Origin of the sequence: Actinosynnema sp. NPDC049800 (assembly GCF_040656635.1) — a bacterium.
Classification (GTDB): Bacteria; Actinomycetota; Actinomycetes; order Mycobacteriales; family Pseudonocardiaceae; genus Actinosynnema.
Window position 1 is genome coordinate 42,391 of the sequence record NZ_JBFAMT010000054.1, and the last position, 20,570, is coordinate 62,960.

Here is a 20,570-nt window from a genome sequence, read left to right on the forward strand (position 1 = left end):
CCTGGATGGTGCGCTGGGACGGCCTCGCGGTCGACCAGCTGCGCCGGACCGAGTCGGTGTTCGCGCTGTCCAACGGGCACCTCGGGCTGCGCGGCACGCTGGACGAGGGCGAGCCGCGCGGGCTGCCCGGCACCTACCTCAACGGCTTCTACGAGGAGCACGCGCTGCCGTACGGCGAATCCGGCTACGGCTACCCCGAGGCGGGCGAGACCGTCGTCAACGTCACCGACGGCAAGGTGATCCGGCTGCTGGTCGAGGACGAGCCGCTGGACATGCGCTACGGCCGGGCGCACGCGCACCAGCGGGAGCTGGACTTCCGCACCGGCACGCTGCGCCGCTGCACGGAGTGGGAGTCGCCGACCGGCCGCCGGGTGACCGTGCGCAGCGAACGGCTGGTGTCGCTGACCCAGCGGGCCGTCGCGGCGATCCACTACGAGGTCGTGCCGGCCGAGGACCTGCAGCTGGTGGTGCAGTCGGACCTGCTGGCCAACGAGCCGGTCGAGAACGAGGGCGACGACCCGCGGGTGGCCGCGGCGCTGAACGAGCCGCTGGTGGCGGACTTCGCGCACGCCGAGGACTACCGGGCCGTGCTGGCGCACCACGCGCGCAACTCCGGGCTGCGGATGGCCGCCGCGATGGACCACGAGCTCGACGTCGAGGACGGCGTGCGCACGGAGATCCGCGCCGAGGGCGACCTGGCCCGCTTCACCGCGGCCGTGGACGTGCCGGCGGGCGGGCGCCTGCGGCTGGTGAAGTACCTGGGTTACGGCTGGTCCGCGCAACGGTCGGTGCCCGCGCTGCGCGCGCAGGTGGAGGCGGCGTTGGCGGGCGCGCGGCAGACCGGCTGGGAGGGCCTGCTGACCGAGCAGCGGCGGTTCCTGGACGACTTCTGGGAGGTCGCGGACATCGAGCTGCACGGCGACGACGAGCTGCAGCAGGCGCTGCGGTTCGCGCTGTTCCACATCATGCAGGCGGCGGTGCGCGGCGAGACGAGGGCGATCCCCGGCAAGGGGCTGACCGGGCCGGGGTACGACGGGCACGCGTTCTGGGACACCGAGATGTTCGTGCTGCCCGTGCTGGCCTACACCGTGCCGGAGGCGGCGCGGGACGCGTTGCGGTGGCGGCACTCGACGTTGGGCAAGGCGCGCGAGCGGGCCCGCGTGCTCGGCCAGCTCGGCGCGGCGTTCCCGTGGCGGTCGATCAGCGGCGCGGAGTGCTCGGCGTACTGGCCCGCGAGCACGGCCGCGTTCCACGTCAACGGCGACGTCGCGCACGCCGTGGCGCAGTACGTGAACGCGACCGACGACCGGGCGTTCGAACGCGAGTGCGGCGCGGAGATCCTGGTCGAGACCGCGCGGCTGTGGACGTCGCTGGGGCACCACGACCAGCACGGCGGGTTCCGCATCGACGGCGTGACCGGGCCGGACGAGTACTCGGCCGTGGTGGACAACAACGTCTACACCAACCTCATCGCGCAGAAGAACCTGCGCGGCGCGGCGGACGCGTGCGACCGGTGCCCGGACGTGGTCGAGCGCCTGGAGGTCACCGCCGACGAGGTGCGGGGCTGGCGCGAGGCCGCCGACAAGATGCTGGTCCCGTTCGACGAGCTGCTCGACGTGCACCAGCAGAACGAGGGGTTCACCTCGCACGCCGAGTGGGACTTCGAGGCCACCGACCCCGACGAGTACCCGCTGCTGCTCAACCGGCCGTACTTCGACCTGTACCGCAAGCAGGTGGTCAAGCAGGCCGACCTGGTGCTGGCCATGCACGTGCGCGGCGACGCGTTCACGCCCGCGCAGAAGGCCCGCAACTTCGCCTACTACGAGCCGCGGACGGTGCGCGACTCGTCGTTGTCGGCCGGCACGCAGGCGGTGCTGGCCGCCGAGGTCGGCGCGGTGCGGCTGGCCTACGACTACCTGGCCGAGGCGGCGTTCACCGACCTGCACGACCTGCACCGCAACGTCCACAACGGACTGCACATGGCCTCGCTCGCGGGCGCGTGGATCGCGCTGGTGGCGGGCTTCGGCGGCATGCGCGACCACGACGGGGAACTGGCGTTCGCGCCGCGCCTGCCGCCGGGGCTGACCCGGATGGCGTTCCGCATGTCGTTCCGCGGCACCCGGCTCGCGGTGGAGGTCGAGGAGGGCTCGGTCACCTACCGGATCGTCGCGGGGGACACCCTGCGCGCGAGCCACCACGGCGAGCCGATCGTGGTGCAGCCGGGCGCGCCGGTCACGATGTCCACACCGGACCCGCCCGAGCCGCCCGAGCTGAGCCAGCCGCCGCACCGCGCGCCCGCCCGGAGGTCGCCCTCGGTCCGCGGGTCGTTCACAGTCGTTCCGGGGGATCCCGGAACGGAAACCACGGCGTCGCAACAAGATCGACGATGAGGTGCCCGGCCGGACTCTTGGGGGGAGGGGAGCCCGGCCGGGACTTGTCAGGCGGCCGACTGGGGGGCGGCGGCCGCCTACGGCCTCATCGTAGGGGCGGGTACCCCTGTTACCGGGGTTCAATCACGGATTCCGATGGCAGTGGCGTGATCCGCGTCATCACCGCGCCCGCACGACCGCGCGCCGAACCGTCCACGATCGCCCGGCAGCACCGGTGACCAGCGCGAACGATCTCCGCAACCACCGGCGCGGCACCGCGCCGCCCGCCGGTCCGCCCCAGGCGGGAGGTAACCCACAGGAGTGAGAGGGGCAGCGCCGCGGGCCTCAGCCGGACAGGATTCCCGAACGTGAGCTCAACACCGATCTACGACGAGTTGGCGGCCACGTACCTCGCCGACCTCATCCCCACGCCCGGCGAGCCCGTCGAGCCGGAGCCACCGGGCGGGCAGGCGCCCGCGCCCGCCACCGGAACGACCGACCGGCCGCAGCCGCGCCCCCGGCCGAAGGTCTGAACCACCTCCGATCTTGACACCGCCTCACGCAGCGGAGTAGGACGAGCGCAGCCCGTAAAGGTCGCCTACCCCGAAGGGTGGAGCGGAATGCGTGGACGAGCGCTGCTCCTGGCAGCGATCCTGGTCGCCGCCGGTGCGTGCAACGCAGAGCAGACCGAGACCCCCGACCAGGTGACACTCACCTGGTGGGACTACCTCAACCACTCCCCCATGGCGAACCAGGCCGTGGACAACCTCCTGACCCGTTACCGGCAGGAACACCCCGACGTGCGGATCGAGCGCACCTCCCTGCCCTACCCCGAGTTCCGGGCCAAGCTCGCCGAAGCGACCGCGTCCGGCGTGTTCCCCGACATCGCCGCGGTCGACTCCACCGACCTGCCGCGGCTGGCCGAGGGCAGCGCCCTGGCCGACCTCACCGATCGCTTCGACCGGTGGGACCTGGGGGACGAGTTCCTCGCGCCGGTGCGGGAGAGCGTCACCCACGGCGGACGCGTGCACGGCGTGCCGCTGCGCAGCACCACCACCGCGCTGGTCTACGACCGGGACCACTTCGCCGCGGCCGGCCTCACCGACCCGCCGACGACGTGGGAGGAGCTGCGGACCGCCGCGAAGGCCCTGACCACGGCCGACCGGGCCGGCCTGTGCTTCGGCGGTAAGGACGACGACCTGACCGTCACGTTCCTGCCGCTGCTGTGGCAGGCGGGCGGTGACGTCGACGGGATCGGCGACCAGGCGTCGCTCGACGCCCTCGCCCACCTGGACGGCCTGGTGAACACCGACCGCAGCACGCCGGCGGAGGTGCTCGGCTGGACGGACGCCGACGCGCGGCAGCGGTTCGCCGAGGGCCGGTGCGCGATGGCGATCACCGGGCCGGCCGCGATCCCCGACCTCAACCAGGCGGGGCTGGACTGGGCGGCGGCGCCGTTGCCGGAGGGGGCGGCGGGCGGCGCGGGCCAGCTCGGGGGCGAGGCGTGGGTGATCGGCCGCAGCGGTCGGGTCGACGAGGCGTGGGACGTGCTGACGTGGCTGGCCGAGCACCCGGACAACGTCACCGAGTTCGGCGGCGGCCTCGGCGCGCTGCCCAACCGCGCGGACACCCTGGACGACCTGGCCTGGCAGTGGGACCCGAACGTGGTCGGCTTCACCGGCGGGCTGCGGGAGGCGCGGACGCGCACCGCGTACGGCGCGCGGTACCCGGAAATCTCACGCGCCCTCGCCACCATGGCCACGCGGGTGCTCACCGGGGAGCGCCGACCCGATCAGGCGACGGCCGAAGCCAGGGCGGAGATCGACCGGCTGCCGCGCTAGGTCGCGCCGCCGGGCGTCCCGGTGCTGGTCGCACGCCGAACGCGCTGACCGTGACCCGGCGATTAGCCGTAATGCCGGAACGTGGTCGGCGATATGACCCATAGGGGGAAGACGCGGGGGGCGAGGATGAGCCGAACGGGCGCGGGTAACCCCAGGTCATGCGGAACGAGGCGGCCGTGCGCGAACGGCGGACAGGGAAGAAGGCCGGGCAGCGGCCCGAGGCTGGCGAGCGGACGTTCAGCCGGGCGCAGCTGCTCGCGCTCGTGGTCGGCCTGCTCCAGGTCGTCTCGGCCTCCATCCCGTTCCTCCCCATGGGCGACGGCGCCATCCACACCCTGTACGTGTGCACGGGGCTGGCGGGCGTCGCGCTCGCGTGGCAACACCGGCACGCGCGCTGCTACGGAGTCCTCCTGCTGCTGCTCTACGGTCAGCTGTTCATCACCGACGCGGAGGACACCGGGACCATGGGCCTGCCCACGTGGGAGACGCTGGCGTACGGCCGGGCCGCCCTGGCGGGCGTGGTGATCGCGCTGATCCCGGCGTTCAAGCGGCGGTAGTCGCCCGCGGTCATCGTGCCGTCCGGGTGGAAGCGCAGCTTGGCGTCGCCGCTGAGGGCGATCGACTCGAACATCGCGAGGTCGGACTTGGTGGTCGGCCGCCAGTACATGTGCGCGCCGTGGGTGACGCCCATGTCCATCGACATCATGGTCGCCACCGCCCGGTCGTACCGGCGGCGGCTCAGGTCCGCGCCGCCGGAGGCGCGGATGTCGAACACGTCGTGGTCGCCGGTCAGGGGCCGCAGCCCGCCGCGCCGGTCGAACCCGTGCACGACGCCGTCGCGCACGACGTACTCCCCCCGTCGCTCGAACCGGTCCATCTTGTCGCGCAACGCCTCGAACTCGACCCGCCGCTGGTCGTACCGGCGCAGCAGCCGGTCGTGCAGGTCGTGGTGGGGTAACTCGGGCCGGAAGTAGCCGACGAGCCCCCGGTGGCGGCGGGCCGCGCCCAGTCGGACGTCGAGGTCGTCGATGGTCTTGGCCTTCACCGCCTCGGGTTTGGGCAGCGCGCCCTCGCGCAACCACGCCACCGCGTGCGGGTTCGTGGCCCGCACGTCGATGACGAGGTCCTGCTCGGCCGCCACCTGCTGGAACTTGCGGGCGTTCTCGGTCGGCATGCCGAAAACCGGCTCCACCGACGCCAGGGGGAAGAGGTGATCAGTGCGCACGGCTATTAAGGTCCGCCCGAAATGGGCGTGCACCAGACCGCGGGGTTCGGTTAGCTCGAAGCGTGACCCCTGATTCACTGATCGGACTGCTGGCCGAACCCGAGCGGTTGCGCGTGGCCGCCGCTCTGGTGCTCGGCGCCCGCACGACGGCGGACATCGTCGGAGCGACCGGGTTGGACGCTCGGCGGGTCGAGAACTCGTTGCGTCGACTGCGGTCGGCCGGTCTCGTCGTGACCGACGGTTCGGGCTTGCGGTTGCGCGAGGAGCTGTTCAAGGAGGCCACCCGGGTCGAACAGGCGAACCGGGTCCAGGAGGACCCGTTCGTGCGAGATGGGCGGCTGGTGAAGCTCCCCGCGCAGCGCGGGCGCAGGCGGGCGGTGCTCGAACAGGTGAGCACCGCGTTCGAGCCGGGTAGACGGTACCCCGAGCGGGAGGTCGTGGAGGTGTTGAAGCGGTGGTGCGAGGGCGGTGAGGTCGACCACGTGACCGTGCGCCGGTACCTCGTGGACGAAGAGCTGCTCAGCCGGGACGACGGCGTGTACTGGCGTACCGGCGGCCCGGTGAGCGTCTAGCGGTCGTCGACGTCCGCGCGGACGTCTGGTCGTGTGTCGTTCGGTGGTGGGATCGTCGGCTGTCCGGCGGTCAGCCGAAGGTGTCGGGATCGGGGCCGGTGCGCTCGCCCCGGTCCAGTTCCCTGATGCGACCCAGGTCCTCGTCGTCGAGCTCGAAGTCGAACAGGGCGAAGTTCTCCGCGATCCGGCTCGGCGTCACCGACTTGGGGATGACCACGTGGTCCAGCTGCACGTGCCAGCGCAGCACGACCTGGGCGGGCGTGCGGCCGTGCTTGGCCGCGATCCCGGTGATGACCGGGTCGGACAGCAGCGCGCCCTGCGCCAGCGGGCTCCACGCCTCGGTCGCGATGCCCAGCCGGGCGTGGACGGCGCGCAGCTCCGCCTGCTGGAGCCTGGGGTGCAGCTCGACCTGGTTCACCGCGGGCACCGCGCCGGTCGCGTCCACGATCCGCTCCAGGTGCGCGGGCTGGAAGTTGGACACGCCGATCGCCCGCACCCGGCCGTCGGCGTGCAGCTTGCCCAGCGCGCGCCAGGTGTCGACGTACCGGTCCTGCTTGGGCGCGGGCCAGTGCACCAGGTACAGGTCGACCCGGTCGAGGCCGAGCCGCTCGGCGCTCGCGTCGAACGCGCGCAGCGCCTCGTCGTAACCCTGGTCGGAGTTCCACAGCTTGGTGGTCACGAAGATCTCGTCGCGCGGCACGGGCGACTCGGCGATGGCCCGGCCGACCTGCTCCTCGTTGCGGTAGGCGGCGGCCGTGTCGATGCTGCGGTAGCCGACCCGCAACGCCTCGGCCACCGCGCCGGGGGTGTCCTCAGTGGACACCTGGAAGACACCGAAACCGAGCTGCGGCATGGTGACGCCGTTGTTCAGGGTGATGGTCCTCATGGGCCTCATCATGCCCGCTGTCACCGCCTCCCACGTGCTGGAAACGCGCCGACCGGCGGCCCGCCCCTCCGGTCCGGTCGCCACGCGAGGGCGTTGTCCGAGGTGACGGAGGTGCCGAACGCGTGGTCACGGGTCGACGCGATCACCCGTCGTTCGGACACCGGCGAGTGCTACTCCGGGCAGTGGTGGTTACTCATCGGCTCCACGGGTAGGCCCAGCGCATGGGATTCGAACGAGCGGTGGTGACGGGTGGGGCCGGGTTCCTCGGTTCGCACGTGTGCGAAGCGCTGCTCAAGCGCGGCACGCGGGTGGTGTGCGTCGACGACTTCCGCACCGGGTCGCCGGACAACCTGCCGGACGACCCGAGGCTGGGCGTGGTGGTGGAGGACGTGGCCAAGCCCCTCGACCTGCTCGGCCACGTCGACCTGGTGGTGCACCTGGCCTGCCCGGCCTCGCCGGTCGACTACCTGCGCATGCCCGTCGACACGCTCAAGACGGGCGGTTTCGGCACCCTGCACGCGCTGGAGCTGGCGCGGCGCAAGAACGCGCGGATCGTCATCGCCTCCACCAGCGAGGTGTACGGCGACCCCTTGGAGCACCCCCAGCGCGAGACGTACTGGGGCAACGTCAACCCGGTCGGCCCGCGCAGCGTCTACGACGAGGCCAAGCGCTTCGGCGAGGCCATGACCTGCGCGTTCCGCGGCGAGTACGGCGTCGACACGGGGATCGTGCGCATCTTCAACACCTACGGCGCCCGGATGCGGCCCGACGACGGCCGGATGATCCCCACGTTCGTGCGGCAGGCGCGCGCGGGCGAGCCGCTGACCGTGCACGGCGACGGCGCGCAGACCCGGTCGCTGTGCCACGTGGACGACCTGGTGCGGGGCCTGCTGTCGATGGCGGAGTGCGACCACCCCGGTCCGGTGAACCTCGGCAACCCCGAGGAGGTCACCGTGCTCGAGGTGGCGCGCAAGGTCATCGAGCTGACCGGCAGCACGTCCACGATCGAGCACGTCGACGCGATGACCGACGACCCGCGCCGCCGCCGCCCGGACATCTCGCTGGCCCGGCGGGTGCTGTGCTGGCAGCCGGAGATCGGGTTGGACGAGGGGCTGCGGCGCTCGTTTGACCGGCACCTCGTCGGGTAGTCGGACGACACCGGTCCGCGACGGTCACCCCCGGGCGGAGGTCGCGCCGGGTGCGGTCCACACAGGAGTCGAGCGAAAGGGGAGAACCGTGCGGGTGCTCGGTGTCAACGCGGTCTTCCACGACCCCGCCGCCGCCCTCGTGGTGGACGGCGAGGTGGTGGCCGCCGCGGAAGAGGAACGCTTCTCCCGGCGCAAGCACGGCAAGCGGCCGGTGCCGTTCTCGGCGTGGGAACAGCCCGAGCAGGCCGCCCGCTGGTGCCTGGAGCACGCCGGGCTGACGCCGGCCGACCTCGACGCGGTCGCCTACTCCTACGACCCGGACCTGGTCGAGCCCAGCGACGTGCCGTGGGAGGACCTGCGCACCCAGTACGCCCGCCGCGCGCCGTACTTCCTGGCCACCGCGCTGCCGGGGTTGGACCCGGCGATCGTGCGGTTCGTGCCGCACCACGTGGCGCACGCCGCGTCGACGGGCCTGGCCGCGCCGTTCGACGGCGACTGCGCCGTGCTGGTCAACGACGGTCGCGGCGAGTGCCGCTCGCACCTGGCGGGCAGCTACCGCGACCACAGGCTGGAGACGTTGGCCGCCCAGCACCTGCCGCACTCCCTCGGCCTGCTCTACGAGGACCTGACCGAGCACCTCGGCTTCCTGCGCTCCAGCGACGAGTACAAGGTGATGGCCCTGGCCTCCTACGCCGAGCCCAAGCACCTGGACCTGCTGCGCGAGCACGTCCGGGCGACCGAGGACGGCGGGTTCGCGGTGACGCCGCTGGACTGGGCGACGCTGGCCAAGCGCCGCGACCCGGACGGCGAGGTGACGCGCGAGCACGCGGAGCTGGCGGCCAGCGTGCAGGTGCGCGTCGAGGAGGTGCTGCTGGACCTGGTCCGGTGGCTGCACGAGCGGACCGGGCAGAAGCGGCTGACCATGGCGGGCGGCGTGGCGCTCAACTGCGTGGCGAACACGCGGATCTTCGCCGAGGGGCCGTTCGACGAGGTGTGGGTGCAGCCGGCGGCCGGTGACGCGGGCACCGCGCTGGGTGCGGCGTTGCAGGTGGTCGCGGACGCGGGCGAGCCCGCGGGCGCGATGCCGGGCGCGGACCTGGGCCGGTCGTGGACCGACGCGCAGGTCGAGGACTACCTGCGCACCGCGAAGATCGCTTACGAGGAGCCTGCCGACGTGGCCGTCGCGGTGGCCGAGGCGTTGGCCGACGACCAGGTGGTCGCCTGGTTCCAGGGTCGCAGCGAGTACGGGCCGCGGGCGCTGGGCCGCCGGTCGCTGCTCGCGCACCCCGGGCGGGCGGAGAACCTGGAACGGCTCAACAACGTGAAGGGGCGCGAGCAGTTCCGGCCGATCGCGCCGATGGTGCTGGCCGACCGCGCGGCCGAGCTGTTCGAACGGGGGCCGTTGCCGAGCCCGTACATGCTCTTCGTGCACGACGTGCGCCCGGAGTGGCGTGACCGGATCCCGGCGGTGGTGCACGTGGACGGCACCGCGCGCGTGCAGACCGTCGACCCGGGCGCGGAGCCGCTGATGGCGCGGGTGATCCGCGAGTTCGACCGGCGCACGGGCGTGCCCGTGGTGGTGAACACGAGCCTGAACACGGCCGGGCGGCCGATGGTGGACGACCCGCGTGACGCGCTGGAGTGCTTCGGCTCGGCGCCGGTCGACCTGCTGGCGATCGGCCGGTTCGTGGTGCGGCGGCGGCCGTGAGCGTCGACTACGCGGTGGTGATCCCCACCGTGGGGCGGGACAGCCTGCGCGTCGTGCTCGACGCGCTGGAGCACGGTGTCGGCCCGCCGCCGCGCGAGATCATCGTGGTGGACGACCGGCCCGAGCCCGGACCGCTGCCGGCGACGCACTCGGCGCGCGTGCTGCGTTCCGGCGGTCGCGGCCCGGCCGCCGCGCGCAACGCCGGGTGGCGTGCCGCGTGCTGCGAGTGGGTGGCGTTCCTGGACGACGACGTGGTGCCGCCGCGTGACTGGAAGCTGCGGTTGGCCGAGGACCTGGGCGGGCTGGGGCTGGACGTCGGCGCGTCACAGGCACGGATCGTCGTGCCGCTGCCCGAGGACCGCAGGCCGACCGACTGGGAGCGCGGCACGGCGGGGCTGGCCGACGCGCGGTGGATCACCGCGGACATGGCGTACCGGCGGGCTGCTCTCGTGCACGCCGGCGGCTTCGACGAACGGTTCCCGCGCGCGTACCGGGAGGACGCCGAGTTGGCGTTGCGGGTGCAGGCGCGCGGGTACCGGATCGTGAACGGTGACCGCGTGACCACGCACCCGGTGCGGGAGGCGGGGTTCTTCGCCAGCCTGAAGCAGCAGCGGGGCAACGCGGACGACGCGCTGGTGCGGCGGTTGTTGGGGCCGCGGTGGCGTGAGCGGATCGGTGGCGCGCCCGGACGGCTGCCCTGGCACGCGGCGACCACGGGGGCCGGCGGGTTGGCACTCCTTTGTGGACTGCTCGGGTGGCGGAAGGCGGCGGTGGCGTTCGGCGGGGCGTGGGCGGGGTTGACCGGGTGGTTCGCCGCGCGTCGCATCGCGCCCGGGCCGCGGACCGGGGACGAGGTGGCGCGGATGGTCGTGACCAGCCTCGCGATCCCGCCCGCGGCGTGCTGGCACCGGCTGCGGGGCGAGGTGCGCCACCGGGCCGTGCCCGTGGTGGGAGGGCCGGGTCGGCGGGTCGTGCTGGTGGCCGACGCGCTGGGCCGGCTGCGTTCGCGGGTCGACCTGCGTGCGATGGCCCGTGCGGCCGGTGCGGCGACTGGCGGGACGCGCGGGGCTGCGGCCTCGCCGCGCGGGGCCGGCACGGCAGGCGGGCGCCGGGCGGTAGGCAGGTCTGCGGAGGCGGCGCGCGGAGCCGGGACAGCCGGTGGGTCGGCGGCGGCCGGGGCGGGTGAGGCCGGCATCGAGCCCGGGTCCGGGACCGGGACGGTGCGGTCGTGAGGATCCTCGTGTTGCGCGCGCTCGGGCTCGGCGACCTGCTGACGGCCGTGCCGGCGCTGCGCGGGCTGCGGCGGGCGCACCCCGGCGCCGAGATCACCCTGGCCGCACCCGGCTGGCTGGCCGACGCGGTGGCCCGGATCGACGCGGTCGACCGACTGCTGCCCACCGAAGGCCTCGTGCCCATCGACTACAGCTCACCGGACCTGGCGGTCAACCTGCACGGGCGCGGGCCGCAGAGCACCGAGCTGCTCCGCGCCACCCACCCCGCCCGGCTGATCACCCACGGCGTGCACGTGCCCTGGCCCCGGCACCAGCACGAGGTGCTGCGGTGGTGCCGGCTGCTGGCGCAGTTCGGCATCGCCTGCGACCCCGCCGACCTGCGCCTGCCGCCGCTGCCCCACCACGACGCGATCGTCGTGCACCCCGGCGCGAGCCACGCCGCCCGCCGCTGGCCCGCCGACCGGTTCGCGGCGGTGGCGCGGGCGTTGGGCCCGGACGTGGTGGTGACCGGCAGCCCGGCCGAGGAGCCGCTGGTCCGCGCGGTCGCGCCGGGGCGGACGCGGATGGGGGACCTGGCCGGGCTGCTCGACCTGGTGGCCGGCGCGCGACTGGTCGTCTGCGGCGACACCGGCGTCGCCCACGTCGCCACCGCCTACGGCACGCCGTCCGTGGTGCTGTTCGGGCCCGTGCCACCGGCCGAGTGGGGTCCGAGGTCGGGGCCCCACCACGTGCTGTGGCACGGCACGACCGGCGACACGTTCGCCGACCGACCAGACCCGGGCCTGCTCGGGATCACCGTGGACGAGGTGTTGGACGCCGCACGATCGCTGCTGGGAGGTGGGCCGTGGCCAGGATCGGCGTCATCGGCGCGGGCTATGTCGGGTTGACCACCGCCGCCTGCTTCGCGCGCCTCGGGCACACCGTGGTCTGCGCGGACGTGGACGAGGCGAAGGTCGCGGCGCTCGGCCGGGCCGAGGTCGGCGCGCACGAGCCGGGGCTCGCGGAGCTGGTCGCGGAGGGGTTGCGGGCCGGGCGGTTGCGGTTCGTGCTCGGCAACGCCGACGCCCTGTCCACGGTGGACTTCGTGTTCCTCTGCGTGCCGACGCCGACCGGCGCGGACGGCGCGGCCGACCTCGCCGCGGTGCACGCGGTGCTGCGCGAGGCGCGGGACGCGGTCCGGCCCGGCTGCGTCCTGGTGATCAAGTCGACCGTGCCCGCGGGCACCACCGAGCGGGTGGCGGAGCTGGTGGGCCGGCCGGACGTGCGAGTGGTGTCCAACCCGGAGTTCCTGCGCGAGGGGCACGCGGTGGACGACTTCCTGCGACCCCAGCGGGTCGTGGTCGGGTCGGAAGCGGAGGACGCGGCACGCCGGGTGGTCGCGCTGTACGCGGGCACCGGCGCGCCGGCGCTGGTCACCGGCAGCGCGAGCGCCGAGCTGGTGAAGTACGCGAGCAACTGCTTCCTGGCGATGAAGCTGTCCTACGTCAACAGCCTGGCCGAGCTGTGCGAGCGGGTCGGGGCGGACATCGGCGACGTGACCGAGGGCATGCGGCTGGACGACCGGATCGGCTCGGCGTTCCTGGAGCCGGGTCCCGGCTGGGGTGGTTCGTGCTTCCCCAAGGACACCAGGGCGCTGCTGTCCACGGCGGAGGACGCGCGGGTCGACTTCCCGCTCCTGCGCGCGACCATCGGCACGAACGGCCACCAGGCGCACCGCGTGGTCGGGTTGGTGCGCGAGGCGGTGGGCCGCGCGCTGGCCGGCGTGCGGCTCGGGCTGCTCGGGCTGACGTTCAAGGCGGGCACCGACGACCTGCGCGACTCCCCCGCCCTGGCCGTGGCCTCGCTGCTGGCCGCGGAGGGCGCGTGGCTGACCGGCTACGACCCGTGCGTCGCGGAGGACTGCGGCCCGGTGCGGGTGCTCGACTCGGCCGAGGCGGTGGCCGAGGGCGCGGACGGGCTGGTGGTGCTGACCGAGTGGCCCGAGTTCGCGGAGCTGGACTGGCCGAACCTGGCCGCCTCGATGGCCCGCCCGGTCATCGTGGACACCCGCAACCTGCTGCCGGTGGAGAAGGTGGCCGAGGCGGGGTTCCACCTGGTCTCGCTGGGCCGTCCGCACCCCTAGTAGGACCGGATCCGACCTACATCGTCACTACCGTCCCTCCTCGTGGAGAACCGCCACCCGGAACGAGGAGACGATCAAGTGAACGTTGTGCCCGACGGCTACCACACCGTGACGCCCTGGATCATCACCGCCGGCCGCACGGCCGAGCTGATCGACTTCACGGTCGCCGTCCTCGACGCCGTCGAACTGGGCCGCGTCGAGGTCGACGGGGTGATCGGCCACGCCGAGGTCCGCGTCGGCGACTCGGTGGTGATGATGTTCGACAAGCCGGGGTGGCCGGCCACCCCGGCGTTCCTGCGGCTCTACGTCGCCGACGACGCCGAGGTGCTGCGGCGCGCCGTGGCCCGCGGCTCGGTCGTGGTGACCGAGCCGACCGAGCTGTTCTGGGGCGACCGGGTGAGCCGCCTGCGCGACCCGTTCGGCAACCTGTGGTGGGTCCACCAGCGCGTCGCGGAGCCGACCCCGGACGAGCTCGCCGCCCGGATGGTCGACCCCGCGTTCGTCGCGGCGATGGAGTACGTCCAGAGCGCGGACTTCTCCCCCGTCGGCTGACGGCCTACCCGCGCGGGTCCCAGCGGAAGAAGCGGGCGGCCAGGGCGGTCGCGGCGACGGTCCACAGCGCCACGGACAGCGCCGCCGGGCCGATCTGGTCGGCCGGTCCGCCCCACGCCGCGCCGACCAGCGTGCCGAGGCCGGTGCCGGGCACCAGGAACACCGGCAGCTCCAAGTTGCCGTTGGACCCGATCAGGCCGCCGACGATCAGGGCGAAGAAGAACGGCGCCGTGGTGATCTGGGCGAGTTCCGCGGTGCCGGTGACACCGCTGGTGCACACCCCCGCCGCGCAGCTGAGCGCCACGCCGCCGACCATGGCGAGCACCAGCAGCTCGGGCCGGTCGGGCATCGGCGCGCCCGCCGCCACGCTGATGCCCAGCAGCACGAGCGCCTGCGCGAGGCCGAGCACCACCACCGGCAGCAGGACGCCGGTCAGCACGACGACGTCCGACGCCGCGCCCGTCCGCAGCCGCTTCAGGTAGAGGTCCTGCCTGCGGGCGGTCAACGAGGTCGTCACCGTCACGTACACGGTGAACCCGAACGAGAACAGCAGTTGGAGCGTGACGACCATCGTCCAGCCGGCCTGCTCGCCGTCCATCGTCAGCGCGAAGTAGACACCCGCGGCCATCGGCATCAGCACGGCCAGCGCGGCGGCGGTCCGGTTGCGCAGCAGGAGCTTCAGCTCGGCCACGCCCAGTGCGGCGATCATGCGGCCACTACCTCCTTGCCCGTCCGGGCACTGTGGAACACGTCCTCCAGCGACGCGTGGTGCGCGCGGATCCGGCCCAACCGCAGGCCCTCCCGCCGCGCCCACGCCAACAGCTCCGCCATGTCGTCCTGCAACTCGCCCGTGCGCACCTCGACCCGGCCGGTCGGCCGGTGCACCACGTCACCGGACAGCATCGGCAGCGCGCCCACGTCGAGCCGGTCCGGCAGGTCGAACTCGATGCGCGCGGGCTGGGCGGCGAGCACGTCCACCAGCGCGCCGGACACCGCGACCAGGCCCTCGTGCAGGATCGCGAGCCGGTGCGCGAGCGACTCGGCCTCCTCCAGGTAGTGCGTGGTCAGCACCACGGTCGTGCCCTCGGCCAGCAGCCCGCGCACGACCTCCCACGTCCGCTGCCGCGACTCGGGGTCCAACCCGGTCGTCGGCTCGTCCAGGAACAGCAGCTCCGGCCGGCCGAGCACGGCCAGCGCCAGGTCGAGCCGCCGCCGCTCACCGCCGGAGAGCTGCTTGATCCGCACGTCGCGCCGGTGCGCCAGGTCCAGCCGCTCCAGCACGTCCTCGGTGGCGCGCCGACCGCTCGTGACGCCCCACAGCGCCACCATCTCGCGCGCGGTCAGGTCGGCCGGGAACCCGCTGTCCTGCAACATGATCCCGGTGCGCGAGCGCAGCGCCGCGCGTTCGCGGAACGGGTCGAGCCCCAGCACCCGCACGGTGCCGCCGAACGGGGCGCGCAGCCCCTCCAACGTCTCCATGGTCGTGGTCTTGCCCGCGCCGTTGGTGCCCAAGAGCGCGAACAGCTCACCGCGCCGCACCTCGAAGTCCACCCCTCGCACGGCTTCGAAGTCACCGTAGCGGCACCTGAGGTCCGCCACGTCGATCACCGTTTCTCCCATGGCCACCATCGTGGTCGCGGGCCCGCGCCGCACCCAGTGCCGTCGCGCACCGGTCCCTGTGACAGATGTCAGCAGACAGGGGTGCGATCCGACTCGTAGATTCGTCGGTGTGACTCCCTTGAACGGGCTCCGCCGCTACACGTGGTGGACCGTCGTGACCGGCGGCGTGGTGGTCGGCCTGGGCACGGTGGCCGACCTGTTCGCGCACGACTACGGCGCGCTGACGTCGGTGCTGCTGGCGGCGGCCGTGGCCCTGGTGATCGTCCAGCACGTCCGGTACATGCGCCACGCGATGGTCGGGCTGGGCCGCGGCGACGGCCCGCCGTGGGAGCACGCGGCGACGTTCGCGGTGGCGCTGGTGGCGTGGGCGGTGACCAGCGGCGCCCACGGCTTCATGCCCGTCTGGGCCGTGATGCCCGCCCTGGTGGTCGCGCACGTGGGCGCGATCCTGCCGGCCCGCCGCCGGTGGCCGGTGGTGGCGCTGATGGCGGTGCTCTCCGTCGCGACGGGCGGGCTGTTCGGCGGTGAGGACGCCGGTCCGGCGATGCTCATGGCCGGGGTCATGGTCGTCGCGCTGGTGTTCGCCGACCTGGCCCAGCTGTGGATGTGGGACCTGGCGGTGAAGCAGGAGCAGAGCCGCAAGACCGCCGAGGCGCTGGCCGTGGCCGAGGAGCGGCTGAGGTTCGCCGCCGACCTGCACGACGTCCAGGGCCACCACCTGCAGGCCATCGCTTTGAAGGGCGAGCTGGCGCAGCGGCTGATCGGCCGGGACGACGAGCTGGCCAGGCAGCACGCGGGCGAGGTGGCGGAGCTGGCGCGGACGGCGCTGAAGGAGACCCGCGAGGTGGTGCAGGGCTACCGGCGGGCGAGCCTGGGCACGGAGATCACGAACGCGGTGGGCGTGCTGCGGGCGGCGGGCATCGAGACGACGGTCGAGGGCGACGCGGCGGGCGTGCCGCCGCCGTTGCAGCCGCTGTTCGGGGCGCTGGTGCGGGAGGGCACGACGAACGTGCTGCGGCACAGCCGGGCGCGGCACTGCGCGGTGCTGATCGAGGTCCTCGACGGCCAGGTGTGCGTGCGGCTGCGCAACGACGGCGTGCCGGCCGATTTCGCGGGCGCGGGCGACGTGGGCGAGGGCGGCGCGGGGCTGGCCGGGTTGCGCGAGCGGTTCGCCACCGTCGGCGGGCGGGTCGACGTCGGTCCGGCGGGCGCCGACGGGTTCGAGCTGGTCGGCAAGGCGGGGGTGGGCCGGTGATCCGCGTGGTGCTGGCCGACGACGAGGACCTGATCCGGGGCGCGCTGGCGGCGTTGCTGGAGCTGGAGGACGACATCTCGGTGGTCGCGCAGGCCAGCGACGGTGACGCGGCGGTCGCGGCGGTGCGGGCGCACCGGCCCGACATCGCGGTGTTCGACCTGGAGATGCCGCGGCGGGACGGCGTGCTCGCGGCCGAGGCGGTGCGCGGGCTGGACGGTGTCGCGGTGGTGATCGTGACGCGGCACGCGCGGCCGGGCGTGCTGCGGCGGGCGTTGAGCGCGGGTGTGCGCGGGTTCGTGCCCAAGACGACGCCGGCCGCGCAGCTCGCCTCGATCCTGCGCGACGTGCACGCGGGCCGGCGCTACGTGGACTCCGAGATCGCCGCCGCCGCGCTGACCGAGGGCGCGTGCCCGTTGACCGCACGGGAGCTGGACGTGCTGCGGTACGCGCTCCGGGGCGGCACGGTGGCCACCATCGCCGGTGAGGCCCACCTGGCGGCGGGCACGGTGCGCAACTACCTGTCGTCGGCGATGACGAAGCTCGGCGTGGACACCCGCTACGAGGCCGCCCGGCTCGCCTGGGACGAGGGCTGGATCTGAGCCTGCCCGAGGTGCACGACCTTCACCGTCGTCATCTCGTCGAGCAGCTCGGGACCGTAGCCGAACCCGGTGCCGGACAGCCGGCGCGGCTGGGCGGCGCCGCCGGGAGCACCGCCGAACACCGCGTTGACCTTCACCGTGCCGACGGGCAGCGCCCGCCACGCGTGCTGCGCGTTGGCCATCGACCCGGTGAGCACGGTCGCGGCCAGGCCGTGCTCGTCCACGCACGCCTCGGCCAGGCCCTCCTCGAACGACGGCACCACGCGCACGGGCGCGACCGGCCCGAACGTCTCCTCCCTCATCACGCGCATGTCGGGCGTGCAGCGGTCGAGCACGGTGGCCGGGTAGTACGCGCCCTCGCGGTCCGGGACCTCGCCGCCGACCAGCGGTTGCGCGCCGTCCGCCACCGCCTCGGCGACGTGCGCGTGCACGTGCTCCCTCATCCGGAGGTCCACCAGGGGTTGCGGGTCGGCGTTCCACCGTCGGGCTTCCTCGCACAGCGCGGCCAGGAACCCCTCGGCCACGGCCTGGTGCACGAAGATCCGCTCCACGGACGTGCACAGCTGGCCGGCGTTGGTGAACGCGCCGATCGCGGCCTGTTCGGCGGCCCAGACCGGGTCCACGTCGGCGTCGACCAGCAGCGGGTCGTTGCCGCCGTTCTCCAGCAGCGCCTTCGCGCCGGTCCGGGCGCACGCGGCGGCGATCGAGCGGCCGGTGGCCGTGCCGCCGACGTGCGCGACGACGTCCACGTGCGGTGACGCGGCCAGCGCCGCGCCCACCGAGGCGTCGCCGGTGAGGCTCTGGAGCACGCCCGGCGGGAAGTGGTCGACCATGAGCTGCGCGAGCAGCACGCCGGTGTGCGGGCAGCGTTCGCTCGGCTTGTGCACGACGGTGTTGCCGGTCACCAGGGCCGCGCCGAGCAGGCCGCAGGACACCGCGACCGGGTCGTTCCACGGTGTCAGCGCGACGACCACGCCACGTGGTCCGGGGATCATGAAGTCGGCCGCGTCGTGCGAGCCCTGGAGCGACCGGCCGCGGTGGACCGGGCCCAGCTCGGCGTACTGCTCCAACGTGGACACACCGGCCAGCACACCCTCCCGGGCGGACGTGAAGGGGCGGCCGGTCTCGGAGCGCAGGACGTTCGCCAGGTCCGTCGCGTGCTCCCGGATCGCCTGCGCGGCGGCTTTCAGGGCGGTTCCCCGTTCGGCGGCGGGCGTGGCCGCCCAGCCGGGTTGCGCCTCGCGCGCGGTGAGCACCGAGCCGGCGACGTCCTCGTCCGTGGCGGTGGGCAGCCAGCCGATCAGCTGACCGTCGACCGGGCTGTGGACGTCGAGTGCGTCGACACGCATGTCCGTCATGGCCTCCGGGTACCCCGGTGGCCGAGGTGAAACCCGAGGCGAAGCCCCGAGGAGGAGAGCCATGCCCGGACGTGAGGAGTTGCCGAGCACGATCGCCCGGTCGCCGAAGAAGGCGCAGCGGACGTGGATCAAGGCGCACGACTCGGCGGTGCAGACCTACGGCGAGGGCCAGCGCTCGCACCGGACCGCGTTCGCCGCGTTGAAGCACTCGTTCGAGAAGGTCGGCGACCACTGGGAGCCCAAGGACCGCAAGGGCCCGTCCGACAAGCAGGCCGCGCGCAGCACGCCGAAGCAGGGCCGGACGGCGGGCGGCGTGGACGCCAACGCCAGCAAGCAGCACCTCTACGACCTGGCCAAGAAGCTGGACGTGCCGGGCCGGTCGAGCATGACCAAGCAGCAGCTGGTGGAGGCGATCGGCAAGGCGAACAACCGCAAGACCGCCAAGGCCCGCTCGTAGCCCGGGCCCCCGGTTGCGGCCCGGCTGTCGCGGCCCCGTCGCAGCCCGGTCGCGGCCCCGCCGGTCGCGGCCCTCGGCAGTCGCGGCCCTCGCCGGTCGCAGCCCGGTCGCGGCCCCGTCCGGGACGCCGGTCGTAGTATCGGCGGATGGGATTCCGGATGCCGTGGGCCGCGATCGCGCGACTCGGTCAGGCCCACTGGTTCTTCGGCAACGTCTACGAGGCCGTGGTGGACGTCCCCCGGCTCCTCGCGGACGCCCGGCCGAACCGGGCGCCGGGGCTCCTGGCGGCCGGGAGCCCGGTCCGGTACTACATGCCGGCGGCGCCCGTGACGCTCGCGGCCACGGCGGTCGCCCTGGCCCGCTCCGGCGGTGACCGGCGGGACGTCGCCACGGCGGCGGCCGGCACGCTGGTGGCCGCCGCGCTCACCGGCTACCTGGTCCGGACCGTCAACCTGCGCCTGCTGCGCGACACCGAACCGCTGACCGACGACGACCGCCGCCGCCTGGCGACCACCTGGCACCGCGGCAACCTGCTGCGCCTGCTGGCCCTGGCCGTCGCCGCCTCCGCCACGCGCCGCGCCACCCGGCGCTCCGACCGGCCCGCCCGCTTCGACCAGCCCGGCTAGGGCTGCAACCAGCTCCGGTCGGTGAGGAGCTGGCTCGCCTGCGGGCCCATCAACGTCATGCCGCCGTCCACCACGAACGACGCGCCCGTCACGTACCCGGCTGCCGGTGTCGCGAGGAACGCCACCACGGCGGCCACCTCGCCGGCGTGCCCCGGACGTCCCAGCGGCACGCCCGGTCGGGGTTCGGTGCGCGGGTCGACGTCGGCCTGACCCGTCATCGGCGTGGAGATCTCGCCGGGCGCGACCGAGTTCACCGTGATGGCGTGCTCGGCCAGCTCCAGCGCCAGCACCTTGGTCAACGCCCCCAGCCCGGCCTTGGCCGCGCAGTACGGCGCCGCGCCCACCCGCGGCTGGTGCTCGTGGACGCTGGTGATGTTGATGATCCGACCGCCCCGACCCGCCTTGATCATGTGCTTGGCGGCGCGCTGCGCGCACAGGAACGCGCCGTCGAGGTCGACCGACAGCACACCGCGCCAGGTGTCGAAGTCCATGTCCATGGCCTTCTGCGCGGTCCCGGTGCCGGCGCAGTTCACCAGCACGTCGATCCCGCCCAGCTCGGCGGCCAGGTCGTCGACCACGGACGCGGCGGTCGGCAGGTCGGTCAGGTCGAGCCGCCGCACGGCTGCCTGGACGCCCTTCTCCCGGACCTCCCGGGCGGTGGCCGAGGCGCCGTCGGCGTCGGAGTGGAACGTGATGCCGACGTCGACCCCGCCGCCCGCCAGCGCGACCGCCACGGCCTTGCCGATGCCGGAGTCCGACCCGGTCACGACCGCGCGCTGGGGCGCGCCCGCCCGGTCCTGCGGAAGTGGTGCGCTCATGGGCTGCGGGTACCCGGGGCGGTGTTTGCCACACGCCGTGCCGGGAACCCGAGGCTCGATCGCGAGCCCCCGCGAGCCCACCCGCGAGGTCACGTCGGTCCTTCGCGGCCCCCCGCGAGGTCGCGTCGGTCGTTCGCGTCCTCATTCCCGGCGATCACGCTTTTCGATCGTCGGGAATCAGG

At 73.9% G+C, this 20,570-nt stretch carries 20 protein-coding genes; 14 read left to right on the top strand and 6 right to left on the bottom strand.

Annotation, left to right across the window (positions count from 1 at the left end; translation table 11 throughout):
• The first annotated feature begins 5 nt into the window (after positions 1–5).
• The 3 genes from AB0I91_RS36865 (at position 6) to AB0I91_RS36875 (ending at position 4,210) form a co-directional block, all read left to right on the top strand.
• Positions 6–2,390, top strand: coding sequence for a glycoside hydrolase family 65 protein (locus AB0I91_RS36865; RefSeq protein ID WP_498772833.1), 2,385 nt, complete (start codon positions 6–8; stop codon positions 2,388–2,390).
• 347 nt (positions 2,391–2,737) lie between these two features.
• Positions 2,738–2,902, top strand: a complete 165-nt coding sequence (locus AB0I91_RS36870; protein WP_498772731.1) for a hypothetical protein — start codon at positions 2,738–2,740, stop codon at positions 2,900–2,902.
• 87 nt (positions 2,903–2,989) lie between these two features.
• Positions 2,990–4,210: an ABC transporter substrate-binding protein gene (locus AB0I91_RS36875; RefSeq protein ID WP_499641007.1), complete on the top strand. Its 1,221-nt coding sequence runs from the start codon at positions 2,990–2,992 to the stop codon at positions 4,208–4,210.
• 427 nt (positions 4,211–4,637) lie between these two features.
• Here AB0I91_RS36875 and AB0I91_RS36880 read toward each other — a convergent pair whose 3' ends face one another.
• The gene (locus AB0I91_RS36880; protein WP_498772727.1) at positions 4,638–5,435 is read right to left on the bottom strand and encodes a hypothetical protein; all 798 of its coding nucleotides are present in this window, start codon (positions 5,433–5,435) and stop codon (positions 4,638–4,640) included.
• A gap of 62 nt (positions 5,436–5,497) precedes the next feature.
• Between AB0I91_RS36880 and AB0I91_RS36885 the strand changes: the two genes are divergently transcribed.
• Positions 5,498–6,007: a DUF2087 domain-containing protein gene (locus AB0I91_RS36885; protein WP_498772725.1), complete on the top strand. Its 510-nt coding sequence runs from the start codon at positions 5,498–5,500 to the stop codon at positions 6,005–6,007.
• A 70-nt stretch (positions 6,008–6,077) separates the two neighbouring features.
• Here the strand turns inward: AB0I91_RS36885 and AB0I91_RS36890 are convergent, their stop codons facing one another.
• On the bottom strand, positions 6,078–6,902 hold the full coding sequence (locus AB0I91_RS36890) for an aldo/keto reductase (RefSeq protein WP_499615811.1): 825 nt from the start codon (positions 6,900–6,902) through the stop codon (positions 6,078–6,080).
• 212 nt (positions 6,903–7,114) lie between these two features.
• Here AB0I91_RS36890 and AB0I91_RS36895 point away from each other — a divergent pair, with 212 nt between their 5' ends.
• The 6 genes from AB0I91_RS36895 (at position 7,115) to AB0I91_RS36920 (ending at position 13,655) form a co-directional block, all read left to right on the top strand.
• Entirely contained in the window at positions 7,115–8,041 is a 927-nt protein-coding gene (locus tag AB0I91_RS36895) for an NAD-dependent epimerase/dehydratase family protein (protein WP_499615746.1), read from the top strand.
• Positions 8,042–8,129: 88 nt separating this feature from the next.
• Positions 8,130–9,749 (top strand): carbamoyltransferase family protein, encoded by a 1,620-nt coding sequence (locus tag AB0I91_RS36900; RefSeq protein ID WP_499615743.1) that lies wholly within the window; start codon positions 8,130–8,132, stop codon positions 9,747–9,749.
• Complete coding sequence (locus AB0I91_RS36905; RefSeq protein WP_499641009.1) at positions 9,746–10,981, top strand: glycosyltransferase family 2 protein; 1,236 nt, start codon at positions 9,746–9,748, stop codon at positions 10,979–10,981. The genes AB0I91_RS36900 and AB0I91_RS36905 overlap by 4 nt, the downstream gene beginning before the upstream one ends.
• 2 nt (positions 10,982–10,983) lie before the next feature.
• Positions 10,984–11,868, top strand: a complete 885-nt coding sequence (locus AB0I91_RS36910) for a glycosyltransferase family 9 protein (RefSeq protein ID WP_499641017.1) — start codon at positions 10,984–10,986, stop codon at positions 11,866–11,868.
• Positions 11,826–13,103 (top strand): UDP-glucose dehydrogenase family protein, encoded by a 1,278-nt coding sequence (locus tag AB0I91_RS36915; protein WP_499641011.1) that lies wholly within the window; start codon positions 11,826–11,828, stop codon positions 13,101–13,103. The genes AB0I91_RS36910 and AB0I91_RS36915 overlap by 43 nt, the downstream gene beginning before the upstream one ends.
• A 78-nt stretch (positions 13,104–13,181) precedes the next feature.
• Entirely contained in the window at positions 13,182–13,655 is a 474-nt protein-coding gene (locus tag AB0I91_RS36920; RefSeq protein WP_498772713.1) for a VOC family protein, read from the top strand.
• Between the two features lie 4 nt (positions 13,656–13,659).
• Here the strand turns inward: AB0I91_RS36920 and AB0I91_RS36925 are convergent, their stop codons facing one another.
• Together AB0I91_RS36925 and AB0I91_RS36930 are read right to left on the bottom strand one after the other, a co-directional pair.
• Entirely contained in the window at positions 13,660–14,364 is a 705-nt protein-coding gene (locus AB0I91_RS36925; RefSeq protein ID WP_498772711.1) for an ABC transporter permease, read from the bottom strand.
• On the bottom strand, positions 14,361–15,275 hold the full coding sequence (locus AB0I91_RS36930; protein WP_499620191.1) for an ABC transporter ATP-binding protein: 915 nt from the start codon (positions 15,273–15,275) through the stop codon (positions 14,361–14,363). The genes AB0I91_RS36925 and AB0I91_RS36930 overlap by 4 nt, the downstream gene beginning before the upstream one ends.
• 109 nt (positions 15,276–15,384) lie before the next feature.
• Here AB0I91_RS36930 and AB0I91_RS36935 point away from each other — a divergent pair, with 109 nt between their 5' ends.
• Together AB0I91_RS36935 and AB0I91_RS36940 are read left to right on the top strand one after the other, a co-directional pair.
• Positions 15,385–16,530, top strand: coding sequence for a sensor histidine kinase (locus AB0I91_RS36935; RefSeq protein WP_499615732.1), 1,146 nt, complete (start codon positions 15,385–15,387; stop codon positions 16,528–16,530).
• Positions 16,527–17,129, top strand: a complete 603-nt coding sequence (locus tag AB0I91_RS36940) for a response regulator transcription factor (RefSeq protein WP_499641013.1) — start codon at positions 16,527–16,529, stop codon at positions 17,127–17,129. Before AB0I91_RS36935 ends, AB0I91_RS36940 begins: the two co-directional genes overlap by 4 nt.
• Here AB0I91_RS36940 and AB0I91_RS36945 read toward each other — a convergent pair.
• The gene (locus AB0I91_RS36945) at positions 17,087–18,478 is read right to left on the bottom strand and encodes an aldehyde dehydrogenase family protein (RefSeq protein WP_498772829.1); all 1,392 of its coding nucleotides are present in this window, start codon (positions 18,476–18,478) and stop codon (positions 17,087–17,089) included. The two genes, AB0I91_RS36940 and AB0I91_RS36945, sit on opposite strands and share 43 nt — an antisense overlap.
• Before the next feature lie 70 nt (positions 18,479–18,548).
• Here AB0I91_RS36945 and AB0I91_RS36950 point away from each other — a divergent pair, with 70 nt between their 5' ends.
• Positions 18,549–18,944 carry a ChaB family protein gene (locus AB0I91_RS36950; RefSeq protein WP_498772703.1) on the top strand — a complete coding sequence of 132 codons (396 nt, stop codon included), beginning with the start codon at positions 18,549–18,551 and terminating at the stop codon, positions 18,942–18,944.
• A 146-nt stretch (positions 18,945–19,090) separates the two neighbouring features.
• Entirely contained in the window at positions 19,091–19,570 is a 480-nt protein-coding gene (locus AB0I91_RS36955; RefSeq protein ID WP_499641015.1) for a DUF1772 domain-containing protein, read from the top strand.
• Here the strand turns inward: AB0I91_RS36955 and AB0I91_RS36960 are convergent.
• Complete coding sequence (locus AB0I91_RS36960; RefSeq protein WP_499641016.1) at positions 19,567–20,388, bottom strand: SDR family oxidoreductase; 822 nt, start codon at positions 20,386–20,388, stop codon at positions 19,567–19,569. The genes AB0I91_RS36955 and AB0I91_RS36960 overlap by 4 nt on opposite strands.
• Between the last annotated feature and the right edge of the window lie 182 nt (positions 20,389–20,570).